This window comes from Dokdonella immobilis (genome assembly GCF_900115085.1).
Classification (GTDB): domain Bacteria; phylum Pseudomonadota; class Gammaproteobacteria; order Xanthomonadales; family Rhodanobacteraceae; genus Dokdonella; species Dokdonella immobilis.
This window is the reverse complement of sequence record NZ_FOVF01000013.1, coordinates 73817-92355: the sequence shown is the minus strand read 5'-3', so window position 1 is coordinate 92355 and position 18539 is coordinate 73817. Positions and strand designations below refer to the sequence as shown.

The window sequence follows — 18539 nt, the reverse complement described above, 5'->3', positions numbered from 1 at the left end:
CAACGCACAAGAGAGCTTCTTTGAGCGCCGGGAGATCACGGTTCTGCCCTTGAACGAAGTCCCACTCATCGCAAGACCGGATTGCACGCGCCCACGTTTCGAAGGTCTTCACGGACATATCCCTGTCCGCAGCAAGCGTGGCCGCCACATGATAGTCGTGACCGTCATGCATTCGCTCCATCGCATCTCCCAACCCCTCGAAGTTTCTCGTCCAGGTAGCGCGAGTCCAATCTTCTTGTGGAAGCGCTCTAAGAAATTCGGCAAGCTTCCTTCGAGTCCTGATCTCACTCTCGTAGTAGTCGGAGCGGGACTTAGCTGAGGCAGTTTGCTCTGCAGCAAGTCGCTCGTATTGAGTCATGTCGAGCAAGAATCCAACATACTCTCTTACGCACGCACTGCACTCCTTAGGAAAGACTGCCGCGCCGTCGAAAGCTTCGTCGATTGCTAGTCCGCACTGGATACGGCTCGAAACACTCTTATGCGCCGTTGATTTGATACGGCCGCGAGCCTTTTGAAGAGAACTTTCAGAATAAGTCCAGTCGCCGATCGGACACCCGTTCGCATAGCAAACGGTGCCAGATAAGAGGAGAAGCAGCGAGAGAAGAATAGGCAGCGGGCCTCTTCCGGATCGCGCACAAGTTTTGTGAGCGGCTGGGCACTGCATGCGGCACTCCTTGTCACAGGACATCAACGCGACGATCTGGGTTAGCCCACTTCGCCGGAAATCGCCCGCGGACACTAGGGCATGGATCCCCATGACCGAAATTTCCGCGCTCAGGCAATGAATGATCTACCCCGAAATGAATTTACACCAAAGTCATGAAATGTTAAACACATCACATTTTGTGCTGTGGAGCACCGAGGGGGAGGGCGCAGGAGGTCCCGCGAGCAAGATGCTCGCTCGGTTCAGATTGACAAAATATCAGCGACGCCGGGCGCTGTCTGCGCTACCGAATGCTCGCCGTCGCCCCGCATCCCTGCCGGTAGCGTGAACAGCCAATAAAGTCGCCGTTCCGCCCCGCCCTCTTTATGAGTGTCCCGGTGCGGCACACCGGACATGGATCGCCCGGACTGACCGGAAACCGTATTCGGCTCGTTCGCGCTAACGTGGGGAGTGGCCGCGCCTCAGTTTCCATATCTTGAGAGAACTCGCACGCTGGAAAGCGACTGCATCCCAAGAATGGCCCACGCGGCCCCTGACGCTGCAGGAGGACGCCGGCTTGGCACCTGGGGCACGGCTCCAAGGGATCACCATCGACCGGTTCAATGGCTAGATGCCCGCTCGCCACGAGCTCAACCAGAAACTGTGAGGGCTGCCCGAGTGTTGTGTAGAAGCGGACCTGCTTGCGGGCGCGCGTCATGGCGACATAGAAAAGGCGTCGCTCTTCCGCGAATGGGAACGGGTCAGGCTCGGGCATTGCCAATTGAAGAGCCGGGTCATCCTGAATCTGACTGGGGAACCCCCGTGTGCCCTGGACGACATTCAGAACGAAGACATATTCCGCTTCAAGCCCCTTGGAACCGTGGACCGTGCTGAAGTCGATCTTCAGTCGGTCTCCGAACCGTTCGATCCAATCGGCTAGCTCTGAAGGTCGGTCGTTCTGATACCGGCCCAGGAGCTTCACAGTAACGTGCGATCCGCTCATGGACCTAAGCTTCCCATCCGCAGCGTAGCGATGCATGTCCTCCAGCTGTTGCTCGATGTAAGGGACAATGGATTCTTGGCTCTGGAGGCCGAATGCCAAGAGGGGGGTTTTGGATAGCGGATTTGTGGTCGAAACCACCTTCGAGATTTGGGCGGGATTGACCTGAATGAAGGCACTGGAAGCCTCGCATACGTCGTTCGGACACCGAAATGTCGTATTCAAAGTCAAGCGTGTCGCATAGCCAAAGATCGATTCGAACTCCCGCATGACTGAGATATCCGAGCCGGCGAACCGATTGATGCCCTGCCAGTCATCGCCGACTACGCAAAGATGGGTTGGAACCGACGGGCTCGCTGCCAAGGCCTTCAGAAGTCGAACGCGGGCCCGTGAGCTATCCTGGTACTCGTCCGCAAGGATGACCGTGTAGGGGCTTTGATATCGCCCCTCCTCCACGTGTTCCGCTGCCTGGATGAGCATGTCTTCGAAGTCGATGTAGCCTCCTTCTTTCAGAAGGCGCTCCCACTCCTCAGAGATTCGCTCATACAACGCCAGAAACATGCGCAGCCGAGCGGCATAGCCCTCCCGAGACTGCGCGTTCAAGGCTGCTTGCAGCTGTGAGTGGGTCAGTCCGTTGTTCTTGACGTGTTGCTGAAACACGCGAAATGACCTGGATAGCTCCATCTCGGAGACTGGCGGCATACCAGGCGCGGGGCGCTGTGGATCAAAAGTAGGCTTCAAACCACGCTTGATTAGCTCACGCTTCAGCTTCTTTATCGCCCTACCGGAGGCCAGCTCGCCGGACGTTGTTTCGATGAAGTCAGTGCTTTTCTCTGCATGAATCCGGCGTTTCCAAGCGACACCTTCCTTGTAGTTCTCGAAATGGGGCGGCGCTTCGCCTCGTGCGTTCAACGCGAAGTGTTCGTGATACAACCGCACGCCGGGGTAATAGAAGTCAGGGACGTACTGCTGATGCTCCGAGTCAGCGGTATCGTGCTCGTAGCGTCTCTCGTACTCGTAGTTGATCCGATGGTAGAAGAGCCAATTAGCGATGATCCGCTCTTCCTTGCTCTTTACGACCTGGCCTCCTGCGGTGTCGAACCCACGCCTTCCATTTCGATAGGTGTCAGGCTCTTGCCGAACCCCCCATTTGCCGATATCGCGGGCGTAGACCGTTCGAAACAGGTCCCAGTCGCGCTTGAATGTCTTGTCACGCGCGCCAAGACTCTCGATGATTTCAGCGACCTTCCGAACGTCCGCGCCCGATTTGTTGGGATCCAGCCACGGTGCCAGCGAGGGTGTCCGCCCTGTCGCTTTGCCGATGATGTCAATTCCAAACGCATGAAAGGTGTTCGACCTGACACGGTCAACGCTCGGCATGCCCCGCAGCTGCTCGGCAATGCGCCGGCCGACCTCGTCTGCAGTCGCTCGATTGAATGCAAGCAAGAGAATCTGCTCGGGTTCAGCCAACTTCTCCAAAAGCACATACCCAGTCTTGGCCACCATGGTGGACGTCTTGCCCGATCCTGCGGCAGCAACGACCATGACGCTGTCATCCATGCACACGCAGGCATGAATCTGCTCCTCCGTCAGCGGATTCTTCTCGACGCTATCAAAGAAGGGGCCTCTGAACTCCTTCTGGTACGCCAAATGCTTTTCATTCTCCCTACCGTATAGATGCCTCAGCGTTGTCTCGGGTGAAGCATCCCCGACCGTCTCTTTCCAGGACCGGCCCGGCCAATGGGGAGCAGGATTCTTCACCAGCAGTCGGCCGACTTCTCCCTTTGGGATCCATCGCCCTCGCCCAATGGGCGCCGTCACGGCGGCATACCAGCGGCCAAGCGCCTGCTTGAACGTGGCCGCATTGTGGGCGCGAAACCGCTTCTCCAACTCGATGCTGGGTGGGTCCTGCCACGTTGGCCAGGCTTGGGCCTTGGGGCGCGCGGCGGGCGCTTCGCTGTGCCAGAGAATGCTTCCCCAAGGAATGTCACCCGGTGTTGCCGGTGGCCTCACGTCCTCAAGAGCTCTGTGAATTGCCTCTCCAGCTATTACGACGCCCGGCGCGCTCTTCAGTGACATCATGGCCCGGTCCAACCAAAGTTCGAGCTCAGACGTCTTCGCAGTGACGAAGCGCGCGATTGCATCGATGACAGACATGGTGATACTTGCCTGCATCTGATGTGCGTGCTCGTTGGGAATGCCGTCGACCGTGCGGGTGAACTTCTCCTCGCCCCTCTGAAGGTCAAAATAACAGGTCGCCCAGAGCAACCCTGCCTCGATGCGAACAGCCCTCACCTGCACCAAGTGAACCAGGAGACCGTCCGGCTGGCCCTCAATCCGGAGCCAGAATCGATCCTCGTCAATACCGGCCATCCAATGTTTGGTGCCCGTAATCATTTCGCCGTATGTAGTCGATCCCCATTCCACCCGCATCGCGCTCCAATGCTTCGACTCTGGTCAGGTTAGTCCAGCGTTAGTACGACGGGAGAAGCAACATTTAGACCAACGCGAAATCGGAGGCCCCCGCACGGTCTGATGACCGGGCTGCCGGTGATGAGGCTTGCGAGCCGCCCGGAAAGCTCGATTACTGGCCGAAACCAGGCCGGAGAGCCGGAGAATTCCTGAAAAGCATAACTAGAGTGCAGTCGCAACATTTGGGCACTACTAACGACTGGTCAACCATAAGGAGTACGACAATGAACGCAACCCTAGACTGCCGCGCCCTCGCCCGCGAAGTCCTCGTGATCCTTCGCAATGATGGCTGCTAACCTGGCGAGCAATTGCCGTTAGGCGCCCTTCGCCAGGTGTTTGGACCCATCCGCCCAGGCGTCGAGTTCGAAGGGGGACTGACGTACGCGCAACAAGCGGGCTGGATCAATGTTGACCGGAGAGCCTTCTTCGTCAGACTCACTGACAGGGGCTACGCCGAAGTGTAGCTCCGTCGAAGCACTGAAAGGCGGCCCATCGCAGCACCGGCTTCGGAAGCGCACCTATGGGGACGACTTCGACCTCTTGGCGCCTTCAACGGGAGCGCGCGGGCGCAAATCAAGGAGATGAACGGCGACTTGAATCGTATCGTTGAATTTCAACCGAACTCGCTGCGCCTCTTCACGAAGCAGGCACATGAGTTCCCGCACATCGATTTTGCGACCTTCGGTCGGATGCACCCACGTCCGCTCCTTCGCCAGCGTTATCAGCAACACTCCCGACCTTCGCTTTTCCGGACCCAAATACTTCATCACGAGCTGATCTTCAATTGCACCAACCAATTCCTTAGCCGAGCGGTCTTTTTCACCAATCTTGAGCTCGACCACTCCTTCATAGCCACCGGTAACAGAGCGCAAGCGGATGTCTGTCTCCTTCTCATCGGCGGTCACCGCTTCCTGATCGACGAGATACATGCCATTGGCGACGCCCTTAAGCTGGCGCGCGATCTCCCGGCGCATCAACTTCTCTTCCGGGATGCGCGACCACAATTCACGCGGGGAATCATCACGGAGAAGACGATCGTCGAGTTGGGCCAGCCGATCCATCAACATTGCGTACATCGCCTCGTTTGTTGAAGGTGGCGCTTCAAGACTATCCTCAAGCGTGGCGACCTGCTCGTCATCCAAAGCATCCGAGTCGAATTCCTGAGCCCAAGTCTCCTGCGCAACAGCGACAATTCGATCCCGGAAATGCTCACAAAGAGGATCGTTCGCCATCTCCATCTTCGCGGCCCATCCTTCATCACCCTTTCGGGCGAAAAGTGCCTCAATAATGATGCTTTGAACCCGCCCCGCATTGTTGGGAAAATCCTCCTCGCGACGTTCGACCGCATCTTCGACTCGAATATGCATAAAGGAGAGCCGGAGTAATCGCAAGAGCAACTGAGGTGGGAAGCAATCGTCATTCAATTCAATCGCGTTCCTCTGGTCGCAGAACAGGCGCGCGAGCAAATCGACTGCAACACCGCGTTCGTCTGGACCAATTTTAGCCAGCTCGTCTTCGAGCGCCTTGACACCGGCTTCCGGACTCAATCGTAAGGCTGTCGGGATCCATACTCTCCGCACAGCTAGCGATGGGGCCGACTGAAGTCGGTCTTTCGTCACGTCCAGTAATTCAGAACGAGCTGCCTCATCGCCAAACTTCATAATGATACCGACGACCTGGGTCAGCCTATCAGCGACACCCTTAGCATTACTCTCTTCACCCTGCCGATCGCCACTTCTCATCAACCAGCCCATCAACTGCTTGATCAGCAACGCGGCCGGCCCAGGCGGGCCAAACTCAATGCACTGGAGAAGTCGAGAAAATCCACTCTCCGCGACCTCGTGATGCAACTCCCACAAAACTTCAGAACCGAGCACCTGAACAACTGCATCGGGATGTGCTATTGATAGCGAATCCATCCATTCTGGCAGATGGTCCCACTCGTACGGCGCGAACCTTACTGCTAGCACAGCCTCATCATGCATTAGCTTGCCAGCCCAATTCGGGTCCTCTGCTTCCGCATAGATGCCGCTCAAGCCAAACCGCAACTCTGAATAGATGGTATTGCGTTTATCATTGGACCGCTCGCTAAGAAGCAGCGGCGAACCCTCGCGCCAGACCTTCATCAACGTAAGCCTGAACCGGTCTGCGATGCCGTCGCCAAAGGTCCTCTCGATGAATCCTCGATTCCACCCGGAAGGATGCTCACCATCACGACTCATCGTCTCCCACAAGTACCATGCTGAATGGCGGTCCCGATCTCCGGAAAATGCGACGTCTGGTTCGTTGACAACCGTCCTCCAGAGCTGAATCCAGCTGGCGCGTTGCCTTGCCTTCTTCCGTCTCGCGCGTTCGCGACGCTTTCTATCGCGTTTTTCAAACCTCCCAAGCCCTCGACGCCTTGGCGGCTTCCGCAAATACTTATCGAGCCTATCGAGTAGCACGCGCTCACCGTCAACGCGCGACCTCAGGTCCGAAAGGTGATCTGACCACTCTTGCGCATCTGGAAAAAGACCGACAGCAATCTCTAGGAGCACTTCACGATCTGCGAGGTCCAGCGACGCGTCTCCCAGCGATTGTCGAATCCACACCGAGTCGCGATCGCGGCTTATCTGCACAGCTTCGTCATATGCAAGGATGGCGTTCAACCGCTTGCGAGGATCGTCGATCACTCGGAACTCGCGACTAAAGGCGTCTGCAACCCAGAAGAGCCGAGCATTTTCTTCGCCATTGAGTTCGTAGAGCTCCTTTTTCAACGTCTCGATCGGCTCAGGATTGCCAGAGCTCGGGCGATACAACCGCAATGCGAGCAGACTGGCGCGAAGCCAACCATCGCTTCTGTTGGTTCGTAGGCCATTCACGCATACCGCGGCCAATGCAATAGACAACAGAGGCCGTCCGCCACGAAGTTCCCCCGACTTGTCATCCCATTTGAGTCCTTCTGAGACGACGGCCGAAATACCATCCCTGAGCGTGGCAGCGGCAGACTTGCCGAGTTCAAGAGACGCAAGGAATCGCGGAAGGTCCCAGCCGAAGCTCCCGGACCTGACGGGTTCACCATCGATCCTTCGGAGCGCATTGCAGAACTGTCCAACCGACATGTGCTTCGGGAAAAGCTTGAAGAGCGCCGCACAGACTAGTTCCGTAGGCCAATATAGTTCTTCGCAAGCGATGGACTGTGAGACTTCCGGTAGCCTTCTATCTGAGATGGCGATCAAGGCGGCCATCGCTACAACGCGCTCAATACCTTGGGCGTCCACATCCGAAACCAGTTCATAAGGTATGTTTGCGCACGAATCGATGCGTCCGGCCTCGATTAGATTGAGCAGAAAGACTCGCACGTCGGGGTTTTCAACCCCACATTCCCAAAGCCTCTGAATCTCGTCGCCTAAGTCTGATGATGCGATTCGATGAACTTGAATGCGAGGAACTCGCAGATCTCTCCATCCACCTGGGCCATATCGTTGAACGTATGCGCGAAGAGCTTGGATTCTTTGAGCGCAGGTGAGTGAGCCAGGATCTCCCTCGTCCAGTAGCACTGATGGTTCATTGTCTCTTAGAAACTCGAAGACCTCAGTCTCGGTGAGGGCTAGCCAACCAGCGATTGGGCGTTTGGAAGGGCGAACGATAGCTCTCCCTCGCGTTTCGGCGAAAAGAAGTGTCTGGAGGGCACGGCTCGACATGCCCTTGCGACGGAGACAACTCAATTGATGGGCTGCGAGATACTCCATGACGGAGCGATGATGGAATCGAACCCGGCCATATGACGCAAATCCGAAAAGCGGGCGCTCAAGCAGCGCCTCCCGCTCTTTCGGCGCCCAATGCGACAGGACAATCTCTGGATTGATGGGGCGGTCCGTCGCCACAATGTCGGCACCTGCGCTGTATCGGATAGTAAGCCGCTTCGTCAATTGCATCGCCAATGCGAGTTGAGAGGCGCCTTCCTTCGCCCTTTCGTCTGACAATTCGGCAACCTCGTGCTTTGGGTCACGCGACTTCAATTTCACTTGAACGTTGGATTCGACCTGTTCCCGATGTGTTCTGATGCGCTTGTTTACCCGCCAATCGGCGCAGATCTCGATGAGATCCTGAGGGCGGCGCGCGAACCCCACCGCATTTCGCCTATGTAGGTCATCCAAAAGCTGAGACGCGTCACTCACGCCTTGTCCGAGAGCAAACTCAAGGATCTGCTCATCAGAAAGCGGCATTACCGCGACCACTCGCCAATCGGGCGGTCCCTTTGCATTCCGGCTGTTGGGATGCCCATTGATAGCCACATCGGCGAAGGCCTCGCCGGTGGGCTCCGGCAACGGATCAGGAGGAATTGGCAGCCGCTTACGCATTAGCTGCTCATCAATCGGTATCGGCCGGCTCGTGACGATGACACGAATATTCCCCAGCCGGCTGCCAACTCCCTTCTTCAGATTTGTCAAAGCCTGGGAAAACGAACCCAATGAAAGGTTCAGCTCGTCGATCGAATCAAGGAAGAAGGTGGCCACCTCCGACTGAGAACCCAGCCATGTGTCCAGCCTCGCTTCCTGTTCGTCGTCGAGCACACCTCTTAGCCCACTGCGCGACAGTTCGGAGAGTTCAACGAAAAACGCCGCTTGACCGTCGGAGTAGAGGCGTTCCGCGTGCTGGCGGCATTCGTACGTCTTCCCGGAGCCTGCCTCCGAAATGATGAGCACACGCTTCGACTGAAGCAGCGCATCCCAATCGAGCCCTTGGGACCATCCCAGGCTAACGAGAAAGTCGGGATTGTCTGACTCCGTCACACGCCCTGCGGGTATCTCTTTAAACGTCCGTTTGATCATTTCAGTAAGATTGGCGAAGTCGGCGCCTCGCTATTGCAAGGCGAGTCAGGTTGTCGCGATCACGATCTATGGATCTGAAGCATATACGCGATTCGCTCGCGCTACCGGCTTCCGACGTACAATAGATTCATGTGCTCGGCAAGGCGGCATCGTCACCTGCATGCAATCCTTCGTCAGTTGCGCTCAGCAGCGATTGCGCGCGCGTTCCATGGGCGCAAGAAGAATTCATGCTACATTGCTTAGAGAGACGATATGCCAACGTGGCTCCCTACGCTGCTCAGCTAGCAAGTCGTCCGTGATCTGCGCATAGCTCCAGATTCGCGTGTCCTCATCCACGCTAAGTTCGCGCGCAACGTGCTCACACCACTCCGGGTTCGGGGTCACAATGGAAGCGACGGAGCTGTCGAACCTGAGCGATTCGGTTTGAATTCTCCATTCGCGCTCCCAGGTGAAGTCAACCGGCTCTGTAGAAAGTGGATCGAAGGTCATGTGCCTCCAGTTATGCGCTGGAGAATCTCGCAGGCCTTCAAACTCATCGTACCTCTGGTAGATGACCGGGCGACCGCCCCGTTCGAATATCCATCGCTTTTCGAACATGATTCCGAACGGTCGGTAGCGCGAGACATCCATCTCATTTACGAACCCACGAGCGAGAGCGGCAAGCGGTGCCTCCGTAAAGCACACACAGACATGCTCGCCCCTAATCAATCTGCTGCTTCCTACCAACGCTCGATCGCATACCATACTGAGAAGACGCTCGCACGCCGCATCATCAGTGTCGCCTTTAGTAAAATGCACTAGATTGGGGGATACGTCTGGTCGCGGCATCGGGCTTACACCGTGAGAATAGTTCACGCAGTAGCATACCCCCGGCGGCAACTATCGGCTCCTCCGGGAATCGAAGACCCCAAACCTCGGGATCACCTTGGCTGGAGCATGCCCCCTGATCCCGCGTCTTCGGATCCCACTTTCTGCGGGCCCGAAGCCCCGGCGAGCTAATTTAGCTCCAGATGAGGAGTGCCTTGAAAGGGTCCAAGTGAGTTACTTTCCGCCGTTCAGCCCAGCCGCATCAATCGGTGTTTGTCCGCCCAACAAGAATGCCGGCCGCCGCAAACAGGATTCGCTGACCAGCCAAAGACGAGTCTACAGTCAACCCAAGGCCTTTTATGCCATTTCACCATCTGGAAGGTCTTATGGACTTACCGCAGGCGAGCCTACCAGTTCTTCGTGGGCCGCCTCACAGTAGTCAGTGGGCAGGCCGACGAATGCGCGGTGCAGGCGGCATCCCTTGCTTCTGGATTGCGCAATCCAGAAGCAACCAAAGAAACGCTCTGGCGGCCAGTTCGAACAGTACTTGTCAGGGGAGGGTCATCGACCCTTCTACGTGAAAAGCAATCTAGGTGGCGAACGACTATCCACCCAGGCTTCCCAGCCCTCGTAGTTAAAGATCACGAGATTGGCATACCGGTTCGCGGGGGAGCCGCGGACGCCAGGTACGAGCATTCCTTGGTATCCGAGCGATCGAATCAAGTCGGCAAGACGATGCCCCGCCCAGCGAGAATCCGGACGCTCCGCATAGTCGAACGCCTGATGGACCACTGCAGGAAGCGATGCGTCGGTCAGGTCAGCGATGCTGATCTCAGAAGAGATCGCGCTGAAGGTCGCGAAGAAGCAAACCTCTTCCGGGTCGTGATAGCACAACATCTCGGCCTGAAGTCCAGCAACAGTAGTGCACAAGTACATCGCAGTTTCGCCGTCGCGATTGTACCGATTGCTGCGCCGCTTCGGATTCGGCCCGAATTCGATTGCGGAAGCAGGAGCAACATCCGAGGCGAAGCTCAACGCTCGATAGGAGACCATTGGCGAAGCAAGCTTCATACCCTCAAGGCCCTCGGAAACCAAGGCTCTTCCGGGGTGCTCACGGTTGTCCGCATCGTCGCTCAACCATGCCTCAACAAGCACTTCGGATTTCCACTGCTCCTTGCTCAACGTGTCAATCCTTCGGCCCGTGGCGCCGCGCTTGATAGAGCAGCCAATCTCATCGGATACCGTGACGTTCGCTGTCGCGCCAAGCTTGATTTGGGCCATAGCCTTCTCCTGAATGTTGAAGCGAACCATAAGGTGAAGCGATGGTGCGGTAGTCTAAAAACAGCCAGTCTCCCAAGGACAATACAGACCTATGGGGATCACTCCTGTCCCTGGAATCATGTTCTGACCGAAAACGAGTCAAATTGGTGCCCGCTGCGGGAGGTTTGCCGATGGGCGTCTCAGGCATCGAGACTGGCGGGTCTTACGCTACCGGGAAACTGTCGGGGGAAACAATGGGCTGGTTGAGAATAGTGCGCACATATGCCCCGAGCAAACTGGCGCTCGCGGCAACGCTACTCTCCATGGGTTTCGTCAAACAATTGAAATGCGTCTCCGTTATGTCGGCGCATTTTCCACTCGTGCGATGGATACTTGTCGGCATTCCCGCGACTGCGATTGTCCTGCTCGGCTGGACCGACTATCCGTTCATTCAAGCAGAGCGATGTGCCGGGCTTCCATATCCCCGGTGCCGCGGCCCTGAGGGCCACGAGCATTTCGGGCATACGGCGCCTACCGAAGGTGCGTGAGCTGTAGGGATAACTTGAGGACTTGAAATGAATCGCAGGCTCTTTCGACCCGGTGGTGAACTTGACGTTCGCAGCCGTGGTAATAATCGCTATGAGATGAACATCTCATTGCCCAATGATGCTGATGGACGCAGGTCGCGGGAGTGTCCAGACAAGCGGTGCTCACCTGGATATTTCAAGGTGACTCCGGGCACTGGAATCACTGAGAACCATACACAGGCGTTCTGCCCGTACTGCCGCCACACCGACGAGCCTGGTGAGTTCAGGACCGAAGAGCAGATGCGATACGCCAAGGATCTCGTCATGCGCGAGGCGCACAAAAGCGTGAGAGGCCTCATTAAGGACGCATTCGGATTAGGGAGCAGTGGGCGGCGAAAACTAGGAGGTGGTCTGATCTCGATAGAGATGAGTCTTAAGGAATCGCCATTGCCCCATGTGCGACGGCCATTTGAAGAGGAGGTACGCCGGGATGTTGTCTGCCCCCGTTGTACATTGGATCAGACCGTGTTTGGACTGGCTGTTTGGTGCGCCGATTGTGGGGCCGACATTTTCATGAGCCATGTCGACGCGGAGATAGCCGTCACGCGCAAGATGCTGGGAGATTTCGACCGACGGCGCGAACTGCTCGGAAAGCGGGTCGCTGCAAAGGATCTTGAAAACTGTCTGGAAGACTGCGTCTCACTCTTTGAGGCTGCGATGCGAGCATTGGCGAGGCGTGGGCTGAAACGGGATGATTGCTCCGAAGAAGACATCGAGAAGAAAATGCAAACGTTGGGCAATGCATTTCAGAGCATCGATCGCACCCGCCTGAAGCTGGCCGAGCTGTTCGCACTCTCTATCCCAGAAGGCGGCCCTTGGGTGGCTTTGGCGGCGGTTTTCGAAAAACGCCACCCCATCACCCACAACCTGGGCGTGGTCGACCGAAAATACCTTAAGCGGGCGAAGGCTGCAGAGCAGCAAGGTCGGGAGATTCGCGTTACCGCTGCGGAAGTTGAACAGACTCTCACAGCCATTCGCAAGGCAATCGCTTTCGTTCATATAGCGCTCTTCTCTTCCCCCGAGGAAGCCGAAGAAGACTCTCCCGAAAAGGACCTGAACTCCGACGAATGAAGTAGAAGAAGTAGGCGCCTGCCACCCAGGGCCCTCGCTAGCCATTACACCCAAGGGCTCCGGGCCAATAGCTACTATCTTGGGCAGCCCTTTCAGTTATCGGTGGGCTGCCTCATTGGACTTGCAGGGCAAGGCTTCAAGAATACGCATCTGCGTATTCCAATATGATTGCCCACCCAGTCCAATAAACGCTGCCCACCTTGACATAGTGCTGCAGAAGATATCTAGCTGAGTGCGGAACGTTTACGTTTCCGAAATGCTACGATTCGGCAAACTAATGAGGGGGATAGAATGGCCTCGAAAGGCACCGGCACTCATACAAGTGTAGTCGGGAAGGCCGACCACTACAGGGCTCTATGCGATTTCGCCAAGCATATCGCTACGCTGTCCCTAGGATCTCTCATCCTGGTGGGAACCCTCCTCGACAAGCTCCCCGGCCGAGACGCCTCCAAAGGCATCATGGGATTTGCGATGGTTGCTTTGCTGTTTTCGATGGTTGCTTCTGCCCTGGCCTTCCTTGTTACGGCCGTGCGGTTCCCGCAGGCCGATAAACCTCCACTTTCCTTTTCGGAACGCAACCTGATGGCGCTGGCAGTCGTTTCCTCATTCATAGGATTTGTAATGGGGGTCGGACTCATCGCCTACGATGTCTGGGCGAATACGTAGTACGAATGTTCGATATCTCGCTACGAGTTGCTCTAACTAGCTTATGTCGAGTCTCACATTCGAATCGGATATTCCCAGATGCGTGCACTGGCAGATATTGAACAGCGCGCAGATGAAACATGATCGGGTCGCCGACCAGAGTTGTCAGGCGAATGGCAAGGTCAGCTTGAGCGCGGGGAACAGCAATCACGAAATAAGCGTCCAGGCCTGGGTACAACTCAACTCGCAGTGATACTCAAGACCTGGGGGACGTCGCGTAGGCGATGCTCTTTTGATCCCGGAACCTGAAAGCAAGGAATCTGTCTGCCCACCCTCTGACATCCCGGCAGCCGAAGCCGAAGCGAAGATCATTTGGAAAGTGTAGAGTCTACGCAGAGCACAGCGCGTGCCAGGGCATGCATCAAAGTTCTCAGGTGAACAGGCTATGAGTCAGAGCCCTTACAGTCCAACTGAACCAATCTCTGACCCCGCACGCCTCATTGGGCGTCACGAGTTCATCGTTGCGGCAATCGACGCGATTGGCGCTGGAAGGAATTTGATTGTTACGGGAGAAAGAGGTGTCGGTAAGTCAAGTTTCTCAATGGTTCTCCTTAGCATACTTAGCGGTCGTAGGAGGATCAAAGACCGCTCTGTAAAGCGTGCAGTAGTCGCTGTGTTCTCCTGCTCGCCAGGTGAGACGTTGCTGGAAGTGACTGACGGCTTGCTTCGTTCCCTATCCAGATGCTCGGGGCGAGAGTTGACTACGGTACGCCGAAGTGGGATTGAGATCGGCGGCACCTTGGGGGCCATGTCCGGATCTCGGACCTGGGAAACCGAGACGAAAGAGGCTGCCTCCTGCGCTGCCCGCATAGTAGACTCAATAGCAACACTGCGGAGAGCGGGCTTGGCTCCATCGACACCTATCGTTGCGGTGGTTGATGAGGTAGATCAGCTTTCTACAGCAGCACTTCCAGGCGTTCTGGTTCGAACTTCGAAGGAGATGATCGCCGCGGAGTCACTTGGTCTCGTTTCGTTCGTGCTTGTGGGGCAAAAGAGACTTGTGTCGCGACTCAGAAGTGAACACCCTTCGGCGCCACGCGCTTTCGAACAGATTTGGCTCGATCCGCTCTCTAGTGAAGCTTGCGAGTCAATCGTTCGTGATGGCGAGAGTATCTCTGGCGTCGAATTCGATTCAAGCATCAGGTCTGTAATAGCAAAGTCCTCAAGGGGCTTTCCCGCAGTCGTGCAGCGTCTTGCAGATTCATGCTTCCGCGCGGACCGAGATCAGTTTGTGGACACCCTCGATTTTGAGGTTGGCCTGCGTGCAGCGATCGACCAGATCAAGGGAGAAGAAACTCTTCAGTCTGCGTCCGCACTCTCAGGGCAGCCCGGCCGAAGAATTATCTCCATGCTGGCTGTTCAACAGGACTCGGTGCCACTTCGAACTATTCAACAGGTGCTATCGGATTCCAACGAGATGGTAGCCTCATCTGTAGACGTCTTGGAAGAGGGAGGAGTAATCGAAAGAGACGGTGATGGCTATCGACTCGTGGATCGTCTAGTTGCAGCCTACGTAACTCTGGAGGAGACGCGCACTAGGGCAACTCTGGAAGTCAAGGAACTAGCTGCACAACTGCACGCTCTTGGCTGGTCCGTTAGAGCGATGGAACCGGAAGAACTAAGGGGAATTGACCTGGTTGCGTCGAGCGGACGGTGGATTTTTCGGCGGCGCGTTGGCGTACTCTATGTTGGAACTTCCGACCGCCTGAGCGACAAAGGGATCAGGCACATGCGACCTCAGTTCAAATCGGCCGAGGCGATCTATGGTCTAGATGAGATCTGGATTGTCGGACACGGCAATGCGAGTCAAAGCGTCTACGAGGCTTTAGAGGAAGAGAGGGGGGTTGTGTACTTTGATTGGGATCATCTCAAGCTAATGGTGTGAAGCGATCACTCACATAAAGGAACTGAGCCACTGCCGGAAGGTAGCGGGTAGCGACACGCATCTCGCCATGCGGCTTCCCGTGGACATAGCAGGTTCTTCTCAGCTCGTACCTTGAAAGCCGGGTTTTGTTTCTCAGAGACCCAGCGAGTTCGGACTTCCATTCTTAGGCTCAGTTCGTCTCCGAATGACCTGTTTCGGCCGAGTTCTGCCCTTCGAGGATGCCGACGAACGGCCAACAGCTGTGTCCGAGCTAGGTTGATCAACTCATCGGCGTGCTGATCCCGGCCAATTGGTACAGACGATCAACTTCCTTGGTGTGCGCCCCACAAAGACGAAGGGCCGAGCAATATCTCGGGCCACTTCCGTCATGAGTCCGTTCAACACCCCTTCCTCAAGTCAATCCGATGAGCGCCACCGCCCAGCCGCCGTACCAACGATTCGCCGACGTAATCGCCTCCCAACCATTCCAACCAATGGCTTTCGGGATACGGAGACGCCACGACAACGCTGGCATGTTCGAGGGGGAACTGGAGGACGCGTCGCAAGATTGAGACATCCTCCTCGTCGAGCCTCTCCACACCCCAGTCATCCAGCACGAGGACATCGGCACGACTCAGCGTGTTTCGGAATGCATCCAATGTGTCGTGGGCTTTAGCCGTCGACCAAGCGAAGAGGAGGTCCGGCACGTTGAAGTAGCGAACAACATGACCATGGCGCAGTGCCGTGCTCGCCAATGCACAGGCCAGCCAGGTCTTACCGGTTCCTGACGCGCCCGTGATAGCAATATGTTCTTGTCGCTTGACCCATTCGCCTTTCGCCAGGTCATCCACCACGTCGCGATGGAGTCCCCGCGCATTGCTGCATTTGGCTTCCTCAAGGACTGCCGAGGGCATCGGCAGTCTTGCGGCATCGAAACGACGGTGGATAGAGCGTTCATCACGAGCAAGCTTTAGCCCCTCCACGAGGTCGACCAGCACCTCACCAAAGGGTTGCTTCGATTTAGCAAATAGCAGCCCTTCGATGACCGCGGCCAGGCGCGGTTGGCCGAGCGCTTTTATCTCACCGATGAGGTCACGGTCAGGGCAAATCGAACGTGCTCGTGCGCGGTTCTTGCTCATTTCGCACCTCCCGTCGAGGAGGAGGCATGTGGCAAGCGGCGAGCGCGAGGTGCGGTCAACGGCGTACCAGAACTGCGCCTCCGGCAACTGCGGGTCACCTCAGTCTTGCTGCTTTCGAGCATTCGGCGAACGCCTGTTGGGCTCGCGATTTTGAGCTCCAGTGCGCGGGTGGCAGCGGCTTCGAGATCTTCATTGCTTCGTCCCTTGGCGAGATTGCGCAGCGCACCAGCGGAAGGAAGTCCTTGCAGCGGAACCTTCTGGCGAAACTGCTTCTCAACGACCGCTTTCATGTTCGGCCCCACTGTTTCAGCCCAAGCAATAATTCCTTCCGGTGTGCGTTCTGCTTCGGCGCGATGGGTATCAGGCTGATGCGCGCGATCGGTGGTATGCGCACCCTTCTCTTTCGAACGATTGTGCTTCGCCACGCATTTCCCGCTACAGAAGATCTCAACTTGTGTGGGAGATACTCGGGGCTCGACTCTATGACCGACCAAGTCGAACGGAACCGAATACCAATGCCCATGGACCGACACATGGTAGTCGCGAGGGACTTTCTGCTTCGGCGACCATTGCGCGTAGACAAAAGGCTCGCCGGGAAGCGGCATCAACGCCGGCTTTTCGAGCGTGTCGAACTCAGACTGCCGTGAACCTGGGCGCTTCTGAAAGGGGCGTTCATTGAGCGGTTTGAGAAGCCCGGTGACTGCGGCGTCGAGTTCAGCAAGTGAAAAGAACGAACGCTTGCGTAGCTTTGGAAAGACAAAGCGCTGAACAATAAGGACCGCCCCTTCTACCGCGCCCTTGTCTCTCGGATGCCCTGGCCGTGCCGGCAAGACAGCCATGCCGTTGTGACGCGCCCAGTCGGCATAGGTCTGTTGGAGGACCGGCTCGGTGCCGCTCTTCGTGACGGCGGAGCGCAAGTTATCGGGAATCACAGAAGCCGGAGCACCTCCGAAAAATGCGAGCATGCGCGTGTGCGCATCAATCCAGTCCGGCACGGTCTGGGTCGCTGTACAGCATGCGAATATGTAGTTGCTGGCGCCGAGAACCCCGACGAAGAGCTCCACGGGAATCTGCTCGCCTGTCGAGCAGTCAATATAGAACGGCCGCACTCCGGAGTAATCCGTCATGACACATTGCCCGGGAACGACCGCTTTCCGCATGACGAGGTTCTGTGCCTTGCGATGCTCACGATAGAGCGCTGCAAATCGTGAGTACGAAAGCGTCGGCGCGGAATGTTCCTCTCGATAGTCCTCCCATACGGCTAGTAGCGTCATACCAGGGCCATTCAACGCCGCAGTGATGGCTTCAGGAACGGGCCTGACTTTCTCGGACGCTTGTCGCCTGCGATTGAACATCGCATTCAGTGCGCTCCCGTCGAGATCCTTGAGCTCCGACCAGGTCTTCTTGCCAAGTCGCAGAAGATTCGCATATCGGTCGATGGTCCGGCGAGACACAGCGAGTGAAGCTGCAATGTCGCGACGGCTGAGCGATGGACGGGTTTCGAGCAATCGCAGGATGTCGTGAAGTTTATTATTCATGATGGTCTCCCAGCTGAGGAAGATGGGGGGGCGATATTGATCATTGAGTTCATAGTGGGTTTCCAAAAATGAGGCTTTAAGGAAACGGCGGGCGAACGAGTCCGTCGCCTCATCCAAATGTGATGAGACTTGACGAAAGTCGAAATCGCGCTAGGATGCCTATGCGGTGGTTGTCATTCCGCTTGAACTGAAGGCCCTCAAACCTTGTCCGTTTGGGGGTTTTCGCTTTTCGATCCTGCCGTTTGTTGGTAAAGGGACGATTAGCGGCTTACATAGGCGCCCCCCTATCCTCGCAGTTGACGGCACGAGTAACTCCATATCGCTCTGTGCGGGCACACTTGTGCCTTGCAAGCCTCAGCATCGAATGCGGCCGACGGCTTAGCGAGTGGACGTTCGTGGCGAGAATGGCAGATGGACTCATGGGGCAATCGACACGGAATAGTGGAATATTCCTAAAAGCCTAGCCCTGTTATCGCCGTCGTCAATTACCCAACTAGATGCGATTTTCGTTGCGTTACAAGCATCACTTCTTTCCCGAATACGTCGCAACAGCAACGATCAGTGATTGTTGGGTGCTTGCCGGATGGGTGTCTTTAAGTCGAATTCAAGGATTAACGCTGGCGCAAACGCGTGGAATTG

General features: G+C 56.5%; 9 protein-coding genes. 3 read left to right on the top strand and 6 right to left on the bottom strand.

Going from position 1 to position 18539, the window contains the following annotated elements:
* Positions 1-947: 947 nt before the first annotated feature.
* The 4 genes from BM125_RS10690 to BM125_RS10675 form a co-directional block, all read right to left on the bottom strand.
* On the bottom strand, positions 948-4016 hold the full coding sequence (locus BM125_RS10690; RefSeq protein ID WP_245778887.1) for a UvrD-helicase domain-containing protein: 3069 nt from the start codon (positions 4014-4016) through the stop codon (positions 948-950).
* Positions 4017-4633: 617 nt separating this feature from the next.
* Positions 4634-8929: an NACHT domain-containing protein gene (locus BM125_RS10685; RefSeq protein WP_092407772.1), complete on the bottom strand. Its 4296-nt coding sequence runs from the start codon at positions 8927-8929 to the stop codon at positions 4634-4636.
* A 225-nt stretch (positions 8930-9154) separates the two neighbouring features.
* Positions 9155-9418 (bottom strand): hypothetical protein, encoded by a 264-nt coding sequence (locus BM125_RS10680; RefSeq protein ID WP_139224954.1) that lies wholly within the window; start codon positions 9416-9418, stop codon positions 9155-9157.
* An 891-nt stretch (positions 9419-10309) separates the two neighbouring features.
* Entirely contained in the window at positions 10310-11017 is a 708-nt protein-coding gene (locus BM125_RS10675; RefSeq protein WP_175498018.1) for an RES family NAD+ phosphorylase, read from the bottom strand.
* 554 nt (positions 11018-11571) lie between these two features.
* Here BM125_RS10675 and BM125_RS19830 point away from each other — a divergent pair.
* The 3 genes from BM125_RS19830 (at position 11572) to BM125_RS19825 (ending at position 15244) form a co-directional block, all read left to right on the top strand.
* Entirely contained in the window at positions 11572-12654 is a 1083-nt protein-coding gene (locus BM125_RS19830; RefSeq protein ID WP_139224953.1) for a hypothetical protein, read from the top strand.
* A 408-nt stretch (positions 12655-13062) separates the two neighbouring features.
* Positions 13063-13320: a hypothetical protein gene (locus tag BM125_RS10665; protein WP_139224952.1), complete on the top strand. Its 258-nt coding sequence runs from the start codon at positions 13063-13065 to the stop codon at positions 13318-13320.
* Positions 13321-13744: 424 nt separating this feature from the next.
* The gene (locus BM125_RS19825) at positions 13745-15244 is read left to right on the top strand and encodes an AAA family ATPase (protein WP_139224951.1); all 1500 of its coding nucleotides are present in this window, start codon (positions 13745-13747) and stop codon (positions 15242-15244) included.
* A 377-nt stretch (positions 15245-15621) separates the two neighbouring features.
* Here BM125_RS19825 and BM125_RS10655 read toward each other — a convergent pair whose 3' ends face one another.
* Together BM125_RS10655 and istA are read right to left on the bottom strand one after the other, a co-directional pair.
* Complete coding sequence (locus tag BM125_RS10655; protein ID WP_092407760.1) at positions 15622-16362, bottom strand: ATP-binding protein; 741 nt, start codon at positions 16360-16362, stop codon at positions 15622-15624.
* A complete protein-coding gene (gene istA, locus BM125_RS10650; protein WP_139224950.1) occupies positions 16359-17900 on the bottom strand; it encodes an IS21 family transposase in 1542 nt (513 codons plus the stop codon). The genes BM125_RS10655 and istA overlap by 4 nt, the downstream gene beginning before the upstream one ends.
* Positions 17901-18539 lie beyond the last annotated feature (639 nt).

What these genes read in the sequence shown, in the direction of transcription:
- BM125_RS10690 (WP_245778887.1), bottom strand. Translation starts at nt 4,016, where the DNA reads ATGGCCGGTATTGACGAGGATCGATTCTGGCTCCGGATTGAGGGCCAG.
- BM125_RS10685 (WP_092407772.1), bottom strand. Translation starts at nt 8,929, where the DNA reads ATGATCAAACGGACGTTTAAAGAGATACCCGCAGGGCGTGTGACGGAG.
- BM125_RS10680 (WP_139224954.1), bottom strand. Translation starts at nt 9,418, where the DNA reads ATGACCTTCGATCCACTTTCTACAGAGCCGGTTGACTTCACCTGGGAG.
- BM125_RS10675 (WP_175498018.1), bottom strand. Translation starts at nt 11,017, where the DNA reads ATGGCCCAAATCAAGCTTGGCGCGACAGCGAACGTCACGGTATCCGAT.
- BM125_RS19830 (WP_139224953.1), top strand. Translation starts at nt 11,572, where the DNA reads ATGAATCGCAGGCTCTTTCGACCCGGTGGTGAACTTGACGTTCGCAGC.
- BM125_RS19825 (WP_139224951.1), top strand. Translation starts at nt 13,745, where the DNA reads ATGAGTCAGAGCCCTTACAGTCCAACTGAACCAATCTCTGACCCCGCA.
- BM125_RS10655 (WP_092407760.1), bottom strand. Translation starts at nt 16,362, where the DNA reads ATGAGCAAGAACCGCGCACGAGCACGTTCGATTTGCCCTGACCGTGAC.
- istA (WP_139224950.1), bottom strand. Translation starts at nt 17,900, where the DNA reads ATGAATAATAAACTTCACGACATCCTGCGATTGCTCGAAACCCGTCCA.